The organism is Pseudomonas sp. S32, from assembly GCF_016648095.1.
Lineage (GTDB): Bacteria > Pseudomonadota > Gammaproteobacteria > Pseudomonadales > Pseudomonadaceae > Aquipseudomonas > Aquipseudomonas parafulva.
Map to the genome: position 1 here is coordinate 71,708 of NZ_JACVVF010000016.1, position 13,788 is coordinate 85,495.

Genomic DNA, 13,788 nt, shown 5'->3' on the forward strand with positions numbered 1-13,788 from the left:
GGTTTTGCCAGACAACGAAAGACGATCATTTTCAGTTTTTCTGAAAAGCAGCAGCCCCGATAGCTTGACGGAGATCAACCACTCGGCAAGATCCTTCAAAAAACCTGTACAAGTAGTTAGGTTTGTACAAGTATTTGGTGTAGCGTAGCGCCATTATTCCCCCCTGATGATCCACTGCCCTGTAGGACTGGTGAAACGAGATGATGGTTGCACCCGTTCCGATCAACGAACAGGACCGCCTGGCCGAGGTTGCCGAGTGGTGCGTGTTGCACCATGAGCCCAGTACCGAGTTGAAGGCGCTGGTCGACCTGGCGCGCCGCTATTTCGGGGTACCCACCTGCGTGGTTTCGATCGTCGGTGAGTGCCAGCAGTGGTTTGCGGCACGGGCCGGGCTGGATGCACAGACAATGCCCCGGGACATTTCGTTCTGTGCCCACACCATTTTGCAGGCCCAGCCCATGGAAGTGCTGGACGCCACCGCGGATATTCGCTTCGCGCGCAACCCGCTGGTCACCGGCGCACCCGGCGTACGCTACTACTGCGGCGCGCCGCTGATGGTTGGGCAGCGGATTGCGATTGGCAGTTTCTGCATCATCGACACCACCACGCGCCCACCGCTGGACGACACGCAAAAAGCCATGCTGGTGGCCTTCGCCGAAACCGCCATGCAGATCATCTCTGGCTTGCGCCGCAATGTATTCACGGACCAGGACACTGGGCTGTTCAACCGGCTCAAGCTCGAATACGACGTAAGCGCGGCGCTGGGCCGTTGGCAGCCGTTGACCCTGCTGGCGGTAGACATCATGCCCCCCGAGGCGCTCAACGACATCATCCGCGGGTTGGGCTACAACTTCGCCCACGACCTGACCCTGCAGGCCATGGCACGCATTGCTGCGCAGTTGGACGGTGGGCTATGCCTGTACAAGATAAGCCCCACGCGCTTTGCGGTCTTGCTGGAAGATGTTGGCAACGTTCAGCCCTTATGCCAGCGCATCGTGGCTGCACTGCAGGCGCCTGCCCAGTGCCACCAGGTGCCGGTGTTGCTGGATGCCGGCATCGGCATTGCGCCAATCGCCCCCCCGGCCGACGAACGCAACAGCCTGGAATGGTTACGCAGGGCGGTGGCAGCAGCAGACTCGGCGCGGCGCAATGTGGGGCGCTACGCCTGGTATGTGCCGGAGGTCGATGCCGCCCAGCGCCGTGCGTTGCTGCTGCTGGCATCCCTGGGGCACGCCTTGCTGAGTGAAGGTGAGCTCAGCCTGCACCTGCAACCGCGCATTGAGCTGCCCTCTGGCCAATGCCGGTCGGCAGAGGCGCTGCTACGCTGGCACCACCCCCAGTTGGGTAACGTATCCCCGGCAGAATTCATCCCCTTGGCAGAGAAGACCGCGCTTATGGCCAGCCTCAGCCTTTGGGTGATGCGCGCTGTGGTGGGCATTCTGGACAATACCCGGGGGATGGATTTCAGCATCAGCCTGAACGTCACGGCCCGTGACCTGGAGAGCCCGGCCTTCATGGATGCGCTGTTGAGCACATTGCAGGGCGCAGCCATCTCCCCCAGGCGGGTGCAACTGGAATTCACCGAAAGCGTGCTGATCGAGCAGCCCGAGGCGTTGCAGTTGCAGTTGCAACGCGCCCAGCAAGCCGGCATCGACATTGCCATTGACGACTTTGGCACCGGCTACTGCAACTGGGTTTACCTGGCGCGTATACCGGCCAGCATCGTCAAGCTCGACAGGTCGCTGGTGCACCACGCGCTGCCAGGCTGCAGAGAGGCAGTGCTGGTGCAGTCGGTGATCGACCTTGCCAGCAACCTGAAATACCGGGTACTGGCAGAAGGGGTTGAAACGGCGCATCAGCTCGCCCAGGTGTCGGCCTGGGGGTGCGCCGAGGCCCAGGGGTTTCACATCGCCCGGCCCATGCCGGTCGCCGATTTCGTGCAATGGTTCTGCAACACCCGGCAGATCGACCAGGTCGCCGGCTAATGACAATGGCGCACTCCACCCGCAGGTGACATTCATGTTCAATCGCCAACTAAAAGCAACGCTAGCCGCGCGTGATGCCGAACTCGCTGAACTCCGTCAGCGCCTTCAACAACTGGAAAGCGGCGCTTTCCTGCGTTTGGACGACCAGCGCCGCATCGCCGCCTGCAGCCCGGCCTTTGCTGCGGCGCTGGGGGTGGAGGCTGGCGAAGTGGTGGGGCAACCGTTGGCCCAGTGGCTGGCCGAACCTGCCCAGGAGAGCCAGGCGCTGGTGGATGCCCTGTTACGCTCCAGTGCAGTCATCCAGTTCGACCTGACCGGCAGGGTGCTCTCGGCCAACGCCAACTTCCTCAACGCCCTGGGGTATCGGCTGGAAGAAGTGGTCGGCCAGCACCACCGCATGTTCTGCAGCGCCGAGGAAGTGTCCGGGGACGGCTACGCCACCTTCTGGCGCACCCTCAATGCTGGCCGTTATGTGACCGGCCGCTTCAAACGCCTCGATAAACAGGGCCATGAAGTGTGGCTGGAAGCCAGCTACAACCCTGTCAGCGACGCCAGTGGAAAATTGGTGAGGGTGGTGAAATTCGCCTCGGTGGTCACCGACCAGGTGCAGCGCGAGGAGGCGGTGCGCCAGGCCGCGCAGGTGGCCCTGGAAGTGTCGCGGCGTACCGACGGCGGCGCCAGCGAGGGTGTGTTGGTGATGCAAGAGGTGGGGCAGTCGATGCAGGGGGTGGCCCGTCAGTTGCAATCGGCGGGCGATACCATCAGTGCGCTGGGTGAACAGTCCACGGTCATCAGCGCGATCGTGCAGACCATCGGTGCCATTGCTTCGCAGACCAACCTGCTGGCCTTGAATGCCGCCATCGAGGCCGCCCGGGCGGGTGAACAGGGGCGTGGCTTTGCGGTGGTGGCCGATGAAGTGCGCAAGCTGGCCGGCCGCACCAGTACTGCTACGGCCGAAATCGATGCTGTGGTAGCGCGCAACCAGGCCCTGGTCAGCCAGGCCGTTGGCGAAGTGCAAAGCAGCCGCACCGAAGCCGCCAATGGGCTGCAACTGGCCGGGCATGCCGGCCACGTCATCACGGGTATACAGGAAGGCGCCAAACGGGTGGTGGCAGCGGTGGAGCGGGTCAGCGAGGACCTGCGCTAGCGGCGGGTAATTCCGGGCGCAGCGGGCAGGCCAGGGTCAGGCGTTGCTGCAAGGCAGCACGCAGGGCTTGCAGGTCTGCCAGGCGCTGTTCCACCAAGGCCAGTTTGTCCCGTAGCAGCGCCTCCACTGCGCGGTCCGGGTCTGGGGCGGCCCAGAGCGCCTGCACGTTGCTGCCAATCTCGTTCAGGCTGAACCCCAGCTGCTGCGCCGTACGGATGAACGCGACCAGTTGGGCAGTTTCCCGATCGTAGTCGCGGTAGCCATTGGCCAACCGGTGCGAGCGGATCAGCCCGCGCTCCTCGTAAAAGCGCAGGGTGTCACGGCTGACGCCGCAGGCCTGGGCCAGTTGACCAATACGCACTGTGTTTTTCCTGAACATGGGCTTGACCCTGGAGCATACTCCAGGCTTTAGCCTGCTGCCTTCATTGGATTGCAGGAGGCATCGAACATGTGGAGCAACACCCAGTATCGCCAGCTGGTGCGGGCCAGCGGCCTCTACGACTTGCTGATCACCGTGGGCTTTGCCACCCCCTGGACCTTTGCCTGGCTGCATGGCTGGCTCAGCGCGCTACACGGCACCCTCGGCCTTGCAGGGGAGGTACCCGTGTTCGAACCCATGCACGTGATGATGGCCAACCTGATGGGCTCGATCGTGTGTGTGTGGGCGTGGCTGCGGATCCGTCACCCGCAGGTGTTGTTCGGCCGCTACGACGCCGCTGGCCGGGTGCTGTTTTCTGCCTGGCAGCTGTATGCGCTGGCCAACGGGGCCTCCGCGTTGCTGTGGGGCATTCTGGTGCTGGAAGTGCTGTGGGCGATTGCGCAGCTGGCGCCTGTGGCCAAGGCGCCAGCTGCTGCGTGTCATGATACTTCAGCCTGCAGAAATGCCGCCTCCAGCAGTTGCTGAGTGTAGGCATGCTGCGGGGCCTGGAAGATCGCCTGGGCATCGCCTTGCTCCACCACATGCCCATGCTTGATCACCATCAACTGGTGGCTCAGTGCCTTGACCACGGCCAGGTCGTGGCTGATGAACAGGTAGGTAAGGTTGTACTTGTGCTGCAGGTTGCGCAGCAACTCGACCACCTGGCGCTGCACGGTGCGGTCCAGCGCGGAGGTGGGTTCGTCCAGCAGGATCAGGGCAGGTTTGAGCACCAGGGCCCGGGCGATGGCGATGCGCTGACGCTGGCCACCGGAGAACTCGTGGGGGTAGCGATGACGGGTTTGCGGGTCGAGCCCGACCTCTTCAAGCGCGGCGATGATCGCCGCCTCCTGTTCTGCGGCGGTGCCGATACGGTGAATGCGTAGCCCCTCACCGACGATGTCCGCCACGCTCATGCGCGGGCTCAGGCTGCCGAACGGGTCCTGGAACACCACCTGCATCTCCCGGCGCAGCGGGCGCACCGCTTGCTGATTCAGCCCTTGCAGGTCCTGCCCGTTGAACCGGATGGCGCCGCGGCTGGCTATCAGGCGCAAAATGGCCAGCCCCAATGTGGACTTGCCCGACCCGGACTCACCGACGATGCCCAGTGTCTGGCCCTGGGGCAGGCTGAAATTCACCCCATCCACGGCCTTTACATGGTCGACGGTGCGGCGCAGCAGGCCTTTCTTGATCGGGAACCAGACCTTCAGGTCATCCACCTCGAGCAGCGGTGCACCCTGCGGGTTGTGGGCCGGCAGCCCGCTGGGCTCGGCGTTGATCAACATTTGCGTATAGGGGTGTTGCGGTGCGCTGAACAGCGTCGCGCACTCGGCCTGCTCGACGATCTTGCCGCGCTGCATCACGCACACCCGGTGGGCGATGCGCCGCACCAGGTTGAGGTCATGGCTGATCAGCAGCAGCGCCATGCCCAGGCGTGCCTGCAGCGCTTTGAGCAGGTCGAGAATCTTCAACTGCACGGTCACGTCCAGCGCCGTGGTGGGTTCGTCGGCAATCAGCAGTTCGGGCTCGTTGGCCAGTGCCATGGCGATCATCACCCGTTGGCGCTGGCCGCCGGACAGCTCATGGGGCAGGGCCTTGAGGCGCTTGTGCGGCTCCGGTATGCCCACCATGTCCAGCAGCTCCAGGGTACGTGCAGTGGCCTGCTTGCCGGTCAGCCCCTTGTGCAGCAGCAGGATCTCGTTGATCTGCTTTTCGATGCTGTGCAAAGGGTTCAGCGAGGTCATTGGTTCCTGGAAAATCATCGCAATGCGGTCACCGCGGATGCGCTGCAGGCTCTTTTCGTTTTGCTGAAGCAGGTCCTTGCCTTCGTAGCGGATGCTGCCCGCCGGGTGACGTGCCAGGGGGTAGGGCAGCAAGCGTAGAATGGAGTGCGCGGTGACGGACTTGCCCGACCCGCTCTCGCCCACCAGCGCCAGGGTTTCGCCCTTGCGGATATCGAAGCTGATGCCATCGACCACACGGTTGACGTGCTCGCCGGTCACGAACTCCACGGCCAGGTCGCGCACTTCGATCAGGTTCTGTTCACTCATGTCACTTCCTCGGGTCGAAGGCATCGCGGGCGGATTCGCCGATGAACACCAGCAGGCTCAGCATCAGGGCCAGCACGGCGAAAGCGCTGATGCCCAGCCAGGGCGCCTGGAGGTTGGACTTGCCCTGGGCCACCAGCTCGCCCAGCGACGGCGCCCCTGGCGGCAGGCCGAAGCCGAGGAAGTCCAGGGCGGTCAGCGTGCCGATGGCGCCGGTGAGGATGAAGGGCATGAAGGTCATGGTCGAAATCATGGCGTTAGGCAGAATGTGCCGGTACATGATGGCGCCATTGCGCATGCCCAGTGCCCGGGCGGCGCGCACGTATTCCAGGTTGCGCCCGCGCAGGAACTCGGCGCGCACCACATCCACCAGGCTCATCCACGAAAACAACAACATGATGCCCAGCAGCCACCAGAAGTTGGGTTGCACGAAACTGGCCAGAATGATCAGCAGGTAAAGCACCGGCAGACCCGACCAGATCTCCAGAAAGCGCTGCCCGGCAAGGTCTACCCAGCCACCGTAGAAGCCCTGCAAGGCCCCGGCGATCACCCCCACGATGGAACTGAGCACGGTGAGGGTGAGGGCGAACAGCACGGAAATGCGGAAACCGTAGATGACCCTGGCCAGCACATCGCGGCCCTGGTCATCGGTGCCCAGCCAGTTGTCCGCCGAAGGCGGCGCGGGGGCCGGCACGCGCAGGTCGTAGTTGATGCTCTGGTAGCTGAACGGGATCGGTGCCCACAGCACGAAGCTGTCCTTCTTCGCCAGCAGGTCGCGTATGTAAGGGCTTTTGTAGTTGGCTTCCAGCGGGAATTCACCGCCGAAGGTGGTCTCTGGGTAGCGCTTGAACGCGGGGAAGTACCACTCGCCGTCGTAGCGCACGGCGATGGGTTTGTCGTTGGCGATCAGCTCGGCGCCCAGGCTCAGGCCGAACAGGATCAGGAACAACCACAGCGACCACCAGCCACGGCGGTTGGCCTTGAAGCGCTCGAAGCGCCGGCGGTTGAGAGGGGACAAGGCCATGTCAGTGCTCCCGGCTGGCAAAGTCGATGCGCGGATCGACCAGGGTGTAGGTCAGGTCGCCGATCAGTTTCACCACCAGCCCCAGCAGGGTGAAGATGAACAAGGTGCCGAAGACCACCGGGTAGTCGCGGTTGATGGCCGCCTCGAAACTCATCAGCCCCAGGCCGTCGAGGCTGAAAATCACTTCGATCAGCAGGGAACCGGTGAAGAAGATGCCAATGAACGCCGACGGGAAGCCGGCGATCACCAGCAGCATGGCATTACGGAACACATGCCCGTACAGCACCCGCGGCCTGCTCAGGCCCTTGGCCTTGGCGGTGACCACGTACTGCTTGTTGATCTCGTCCAGGAAGCTGTTCTTGGTGAGCAGGGTCATGGTGGCAAAGTTGCCGATGACCAGCGCGGTGATGGGCAGCACCAGGTGCCAGAAGTAGTCGAGCACCTTGCCGGTGGTGCTCAGCTCGTCGAAGTTGTTGGAGGTGAGGCCGCGCAGTGGGAACCAGTCGAAGTAGCTGCCACCGGCAAACAGCACGATCAGCAGGATGGCGAACAGGAACGCCGGGATGGCGTAGCCGACGATGATCGCCGAGCTGGTCCATACATCGAAATGGCTGCCGTGGCGCACAGCCTTGGCGATGCCCAGGGGGATCGAGATCAGGTACATGATCAAGGTGCTCCACAACCCCAGCGAGATCGACACCGGCATTTTCTCGATGATCAGGTCGATCACCTTGGCATCGCGGAAGAAGCTGTCGCCGAAGTCCAGCCGGGCGTAGTTCTTGATCATGATCCACAGGCGCTCGGGCGGTGATTTGTCGAAACCGTACATGTGCTCGATTTCGGCGATCAGCGCCGGGTCCAGGCCCTGTGCGCCCCGGTAGTTGGAGCCGGCCACGGACACTTCGGCGCCGCCGCCGGCAATGCGGCTGGTGGCGCCTTCAAAGCCCTCCAGCTTGGCGATCATTTGCTCCACCGGGCCGCCAGGGGCAGCCTGGACAATGATGAAGTTGATGACCAGGATGCCGAACAGGGTCGGGATGATCAGCAGGAGGCGCCGCAGGATGTAGGCCAGCATCTCAATTGGCCTCGTTCGCGGGGGCGGCGCTTACGGCCGGGGTAACGTCGGGCTTGATCCACCAGGTGTCGATGCCGATGTCATATTTGGGCGAAACCTTGGGGTGGCCTATGTGGTTCCAGTAGGCCACGCGCCAGGTTTTGATGTGCCAGTTGGGGATCACGTAGTAGCCCCACAGCAACACCCTGTCCAGGGCGCGGCAATGGTCGATCAGGCTCTGGCGCGAATCGGCGTTGATCAGCGCTTCCACCAGTTGGTCGATGGCAGGGTCGCGCAGGCCGATGAAGTTACGGCTGCCGGGGTTGTCGGCGGCATTGCTGGACCAGAACTCGCGCTGTTCGTTGCCGGGCGAGTTGGACTGCGGGTAACCGCCCACGATCATGTCGAAGTCCCGCGAACGCAGGCGGGTAATGTATTGGGAAACGTCGACGCGGCGGATGTTCAGCTCGATGCCCAGGTCAGCCAGGTTGCGCTTGAAGGGCAGCAGAACACGTTCGAACTCGGTTTGCGCCAGCAAAAACTCGATGCTCACGGGCTTGCCCTGGGCGTCGACCATCTTGTCGTCGACGATCTTCCAGCCGGCTTCCTGCAGCAGCTTGTAGGCCTGTCGCTGCTGGTCGCGAATCATGCCGCTGCCGTCGCTGACCGGGTTGTGGAAAGCCTGGTTGAACACCGGGTCTGGCACTTTGCCGCGCAATGGCTCGAGGATGCTCAGCTCGCTGGGGCTGGGCAGCCCGCGAGCCGCCATGTCCGAGTTCTCGAAGTAACTGCCCGTGCGCGTGTAGGCGCCATTGAACAGCTGCTTGTTGGTCCATTCGTAGTCCAGCAACAGGCTCAGTGCCTGGCGTACACGCACGTCCTGGAACACCGGGCGACGGATATTGAAGATGAACCCCTGCATGCCGGTAGGGTTGCCGTTGGGCAGTTCTTCCTTGATCAGCCGGCCATCGCGTACGGCAGGCACGTTGTAGGCGGTGGCCCAGTTCTTGGCGCTTACTTCCAGCGCGTAGTCGAATGCACCTGCCTTCAGCGCCTCCAGGGCGACCGTGGTGTCGCGGTAGGCGTCGTAGGTCATTGCATCGAAGTTGTAGAGCCCGCGGTTGATCGGCAGGTCCTTGGCCCAGTAGTCCTTTACCCGCTCATAGCGCACCGAGCGCCCGGCCTTGACCTCGGCCACCTTGTACGGGCCGCTGCCCAGGGGCACTTCCAGGTTGCCACGCTTGAAGTCCCGGGTGGCGTACCAGTGCTTGGGCAGCACCGGTAGCTGGCCGAGGATCAGCGGCAGCTCGCGGTTGCCCTTGTGCTTGAACTTGAACAGCACTTTGAGCGGGTCTTCGGCGACCACTTCTTCGACGTCGGCGTAGTACTGCCGGTACAGCGGCGCGCCGTCCTTTACCAGCGCATTGAAGCTGAACACCACGTCTTCGGCACGCATTGGCGTACCGTCATGGAAGCGCGCTTCGGGGCGCAGGTAGAAGCGCACCCAGCTGTTGTCCGGCGCTTTCTCGATCTTGCCGGCCACCAGCCCGTATTCGGTAAACGGCTCGTCCAGGCTCTGGCGCATCAGCGTGTCGTAGATGACGCTGATGTTCTCGGCCGACACGCCTTTGTTGATGAACGGGTTGAGGCTGTCGAAGCCACCGAAGCTGGACTGGCGGAAGGTGCCGCCCTTGGGGGCGTCCGGGTTCACGTAGTCGAAGTGCTTGAAGTCGGCGGGGTACTTGGGCGGCTCGTCATACAAGGTCAGTGCATGCTGGGGCGCCGCCAGGGCGGGAAGGCTCAGGCAGGCCAGCAGAAGGCTGCCTGCCAACCGGCGCAGTCGGTGGGTTGGCGTCATTGGGCTTTCTCCGAAGTCTTGATCCACCAGCTGTTCAGCCCAAGGGTGTAGGGCGGCGTGGTGATGAAGGCGAAGCGGTTGCGGTAGGCCAGGCGATGGTTGTCCAGGTACCAGTTGGGGATCATGTAGTACTGCCACGAAAGCACCCGGTCCAGTGCACGGGCAGCGGCAATCTGGTCATCGCGGGTGCGTGCGGCCAGCAGCGTGTCGAGCAGGTGGTCCACCACAGGGTCCTTGACGCCTGCGTAGTTCTTGCTGCCCTTGGTTGCCGCCTGGCTGGAGTGGAAGTACAGCCACTGTTCAAGGCCGGGGCTGAGGGTCTGGTTGAGGGTCATCAGGATCATGTCGAAATCAAACTGGTCCAGCCGCTGTTTGTACTGGGCGCGGTCCACGGTGCGCAAGTGTGCGTCGATACCGATGCTGGACAGATTTTCGACATAAGGTTGCAGGATGCGTTCAAGGTTGGGGTTCACCAGCAGCACCTCCATGCGCAACTGCTGACCCTTGGCGTCGACCAGGCGCTGCCCGTTCAGCTTCCAGCCGGCTTCACCCAGCAGGCCCAGGGCTTTGCGCAGGGTCTGGCGGCCAGTGCCACGGCCATCTGTGTGGCTCACCTGGTAGGGGTCGGTGAACAGCTTGGCCGGCAGTTGATCGCGAAAAGGCGCCAGCAGCAGCCACTCCTTGCCGCTTGGCAGGCCCTCGGCGGTGAATTCGCTGTTGGGGTAGTAGCTGGTAGAGCGGCGGTAGGCGCTGCTGAACAGCGCGCGGTTGGTCCACTCGAAGTCCAGCATCAGCCCCAGCGCCTCACGCACCCGCGGGTCGCTGAAGGTGGCGCGGCGGCTGTTCATGAACAGGCCCTGGGTTTGCGTGGGTATGCGGTGGGGGATCTGCGCCTTTATCACCTCGCCCCGGCGCACGGCGGGGAAGTTGTAGCCGTTCGCCCAATTCTTGGCCTGGTGCTCGATATAGATGTCGAACTCACCCGCCTTGAACGCCTCGAAGGCCACCGTTGCATCGCGGTAGAATTCGTATTCGACGCGGTCGAAGTTGTACTTGCCGCGGTTCACCGCCAGGTCCTTGCCCCAGTAGTTCTTGACGCGCTCGAACACCAGCCGGCGGCCCGGCTGGACCTCGGTGATGCGGTAGGGGCCACTGCCCAGCGGTGGCTCGAAGGTGGTGGCCTTGAAATCGCGGTTCTGCCAATAGTGCTTGGGCAGCACCGGCATTTCGCCAAGGCGCAGGATCAACAACGGGTTGCCCGCCCGCTTGAACACGAAACGGATGCGCAACGGCCCAAGGATGTCCACCCGCTGCACTTCCTGCAGGTTGGTGCGGTAAAGGGGGTGGCCTTCCTTGAGCAGCGTGCGGTAGCTGAAGGCAACGTCTGCCGAGGTAATCGGTTTGCCATCGTGCCAGCGGGCTTCGGGGCGCAGGTTGAACACCACCCAGCTGCGGTCTTCGCTGTATTCGACCGAACGGGCGATCAGGCAATAGCTGGACGTGGGCTCGTCGCCAGAGGGGTCGTACTGGCCGGTGCCCACCATCAGCGTTTCGTTCAGCTCGCTGACGCCGTACTGCTGGAAGTTGGGCGTGGTGACCGGGCTCGACCCCTTGAAGGTATAGGGGTTGAGGGTGTCGAACGTGCCGAAGGCCATGGCCCGCAAGGTGCCACCCTTGGGTGCTTGCGGGTTGACCCAGTCGAAGTGGGTGAAGGTGGCTGGGTATTTGAGCGTGCCGAACTGCGCGTATCCGTGGCTTTCGCTCACCATCGCGACTGTGGGAAAGCTCAAGGCCAGGCTGAGCGTAAGCAGGAGGGGACGTATCAAGTCGGCATCCGATCCAGAGGCATTGGGCTTTGATCGGGGTACAGTAACAGCTTGCCAGTGTAGGAAAAAGCTTCAGGCTGCATGCCCGAAGCTGCACACTTTCAGTGGCCGAGGTAGACGGTCAGGGTCTGGCCGGGTTTGAGGGCATGGCCGCTGCGTGGGTTCCAGCGCTTGAGGTGGGTCATCTCCACATTGAAACGCTTGGCCACCAGGTACAGGGAGTCGCCTTTACGCACCTTGTACTGGGTAGAGCGCTGAGCAGCGCTGGCGACCCGGTTGGCCGCTGCACTCGGCGCATTGCCGCCGCGCAGGGCCAGCACCTGGCCGGCGCGCAGGTTGTTGCCACTCAGGCGGTTCCAGCGCTTGATGTCCTGCACCGATACACGGTTGGCCTGAGCAATCGCACCCAGGTTGTCCCCGCGCTTGACGCGGTAGCTGCGGGCTGCGGCAGGTGCCTTGGCTTCTGCCACGGCCCGGGCGAAAGCTGCCTGCGGCGGCTGCAGGGTCACCAGTTGCTCGGGTTTGAGGTTGGAAAGGCTGGCGGTGAGCAACTGCGCCTTGGCGGTAGGCACCAGCAGTTGCTTGGGGCCGTCGACGGTCATGCGCTTCTTGAATGCCGGGTTGAGCTGAATAAGCTCGTCTTCGTCGATGTTGGCGAACGCCGCTACGCGGGTAAGGTCGAGGCGGTCATTGATGGCCACGGACTCGAAATAGGGTTCGTTGGCAATCGGCGTGAGGTTGACGCCGTAGGCTTCAGGGGTGGACACCACCTGTGACAGGGCCAGCAGCTTGGGCACGTAGTCGCGGGTTTCCTGAGGCAGTGGCAGGTTCCAGTAATCGGTGGGCAGGCCGAGCTTTTCGTTGCGCTCCATGGCCCGGCTCACCGTGCCTTCGCCTGCGTTGTAGGCCGCCAGGGCCAGCAGCCAGTCCCCGTTGAACATGTCGTGCAGGCGGGTGAGGTAGTCCAGCGCCGCGTTGGTCGAGGCGGTGACGTCGCGGCGCCCGTCATAGAAGTTGGTCTGGCGCAGGTTGAAGTGGCGGCCGGTGGCCGGCATGAACTGCCACATGCCGGCAGCACTGGCGCGGGAGTAGGCCATCGGGTTGTAGGCGCTTTCGATGGCTGGCAGCAGCGCCAGCTCCAGCGGCATGCCGCGTTCTTCCAGGCGTTCGACGATGTAGTGCAGGTACAGGCTGCCGCGCTCGCCCGCGCTTTCGATAAAGGTAGGGTTGCTGGCGAACCAGAGGCGCTGCTGGTCGATGCGTGGGTTGACGTCGATGTAGTCCTGCAGCACGAAGCCCTGGCGCATGCGCTCCCAGACGTCGCGCGGTGCCTGTTCCACGGGTTTGGCCAGCAACGGCGCGGGCTTTGGCTTGATTCGCGCCTGGTAATTGTGCGCGCGAACGCTGTCGGATTCTTCGAGCTGACGGGTGCTCTGGCAACCCACCAGGATGGCGGCCAGGGCCAGCGCACTGACCTGGGCCAGGCGCGTCAGCGCGACGGAATGAGAGGTTCTGCGGCTACGGGAAGACATCGGCGGGTACGGGTATCCGGGCGAAAAATTTCGGCGATTCTAGGAACCGCACCCTACCGGGTCAACCTTTCCCCACCACTTGCGATATATCTTGGGGTTATCAGAACTGGTCTTTCCAAGACCTCAAGGCAGCAAAAACAGCGACATGCGTGGTGTTGGAATGTCCCTTCCATTCGTCTGCTTTTTGTTTAACTAATGTTTCAGAGGTGCGCAAAAATGGATTTGTGCGCCGTTCCAGGCCGATGGTGGAGGGCAACGTGATGCGATCCTCTGCACGCAGGCGGCTGACGTCTTCGAAGCGTTGCTGGATGTCCGCGTTGCCAGGTTCCACCGCCTTGGCGAAGCGCAGGTTGCTCAGGGTGTATTCGTGGGCGCAGTACACCTGGGTGTGCTCCGGCAGCGCCGCCAGGCGTGCCAGGGCAGGCTGCATCTGCTCGGGTGTGCCCTCGAACATGCGCCCGCAACCGGCCGCGAACAGCGTGTCGCCACTGAACAGCACCGCGGGTGTGGGTTGGTCGCTGAAGAAGGCGATATGCCCCAGGGTATGGCCGGGTACGGCCAGTACCTGGTAGGTCTGGCCCAGCACGGTGACCTGGTCACCCTCGCCCAGGGCCACGTCGCGGCACGGGATCGCTTCGCTGGCCGGCCCGTAGATCCGTGCGCCGGTCTGCCGCTTGAGCTGTTCAACCCCGCCCACATGGTCATTGTGGTGGTGGGTGATCAGGATGTCCGTCAGCGTCCACTCCGGGTGCGCGGCCAGCCAGCGCTGCACTGGGCCGGCATCGCCCGGGTCGACCACCGCGCACTGGCGTTTGGCATTATCCTGTAACAACCAGATGTAGTTATCGGAGAAAGCGGTGAGAGCATCGATCTGTATCATGGTGCGGATCCGATTCGCC

The 13,788-nt window shown here is 63.2% G+C and carries 10 protein-coding genes and 2 pseudogenes; 4 read left to right on the forward strand and 8 right to left on the reverse strand.

The features are described from left to right. Positions 1–203 precede the first annotated feature (203 nt). The 3 genes and pseudogenes from IAE38_RS11360 to IAE38_RS24310 all read left to right on the forward strand — a co-directional run. Positions 204–1,985 (forward strand): sensor domain-containing diguanylate cyclase, encoded by a 1,782-nt coding sequence (locus IAE38_RS11360; RefSeq protein ID WP_236403875.1) that lies wholly within the window; start codon positions 204–206, stop codon positions 1,983–1,985. A 34-nt stretch (positions 1,986–2,019) separates the two neighbouring features. After that, positions 2,020–2,595, forward strand: a pseudogene (locus IAE38_RS24305) (PAS domain-containing protein); the annotation flags it as partial. 105 nt (positions 2,596–2,700) lie between these two features. Continuing rightward, positions 2,701–3,132: pseudogene (locus IAE38_RS24310) on the forward strand (methyl-accepting chemotaxis protein); the annotation flags it as partial. Here IAE38_RS24310 and IAE38_RS11370 read toward each other — a convergent pair. Next, positions 3,113–3,493, reverse strand: a complete 381-nt coding sequence (locus IAE38_RS11370; RefSeq protein WP_201217628.1) for a MerR family transcriptional regulator — start codon at positions 3,491–3,493, stop codon at positions 3,113–3,115. The pseudogene IAE38_RS24310 and the gene IAE38_RS11370 sit on opposite strands and share 20 nt — an antisense overlap. Before the next feature lie 87 nt (positions 3,494–3,580). Here IAE38_RS11370 and IAE38_RS11375 point away from each other — a divergent pair, with 87 nt between their 5' ends. Continuing rightward, entirely contained in the window at positions 3,581–4,036 is a 456-nt protein-coding gene (locus IAE38_RS11375) for a hypothetical protein (RefSeq protein WP_201217629.1), read from the forward strand. Here IAE38_RS11375 and IAE38_RS11380 read toward each other — a convergent pair. From IAE38_RS11380 to gloB, 7 genes are all read right to left on the reverse strand, one after another. Continuing rightward, a complete protein-coding gene (locus tag IAE38_RS11380; protein WP_201217630.1) occupies positions 3,991–5,598 on the reverse strand; it encodes an ABC transporter ATP-binding protein in 1,608 nt (535 codons plus the stop codon). The genes IAE38_RS11375 and IAE38_RS11380 overlap by 46 nt on opposite strands. 1 nt (position 5,599) lies before the next feature. Then, positions 5,600–6,619, reverse strand: a complete 1,020-nt coding sequence (locus tag IAE38_RS11385; RefSeq protein ID WP_028632256.1) for an ABC transporter permease — start codon at positions 6,617–6,619, stop codon at positions 5,600–5,602. A 1-nt stretch (position 6,620) separates the two neighbouring features. Then, positions 6,621–7,694 (reverse strand): microcin C ABC transporter permease YejB, encoded by a 1,074-nt coding sequence (locus IAE38_RS11390; RefSeq protein ID WP_028632257.1) that lies wholly within the window; start codon positions 7,692–7,694, stop codon positions 6,621–6,623. A gap of 1 nt (position 7,695) precedes the next feature. Next, the gene (locus tag IAE38_RS11395) at positions 7,696–9,531 is read right to left on the reverse strand and encodes an extracellular solute-binding protein (protein ID WP_201217632.1); all 1,836 of its coding nucleotides are present in this window, start codon (positions 9,529–9,531) and stop codon (positions 7,696–7,698) included. Next, positions 9,528–11,357 (reverse strand): extracellular solute-binding protein, encoded by a 1,830-nt coding sequence (locus IAE38_RS11400; protein WP_201217633.1) that lies wholly within the window; start codon positions 11,355–11,357, stop codon positions 9,528–9,530. Before IAE38_RS11400 ends, IAE38_RS11395 begins: the two co-directional genes overlap by 4 nt. A gap of 101 nt (positions 11,358–11,458) precedes the next feature. Further along, complete coding sequence (locus IAE38_RS11405) at positions 11,459–12,889, reverse strand: transglycosylase SLT domain-containing protein (RefSeq protein WP_201217635.1); 1,431 nt, start codon at positions 12,887–12,889, stop codon at positions 11,459–11,461. Between the two features lie 100 nt (positions 12,890–12,989). Next, positions 12,990–13,769, reverse strand: coding sequence for a hydroxyacylglutathione hydrolase (gene gloB / locus IAE38_RS11410; protein WP_201217637.1), 780 nt, complete (start codon positions 13,767–13,769; stop codon positions 12,990–12,992). Positions 13,770–13,788: the final 19 nt, after the last annotated feature.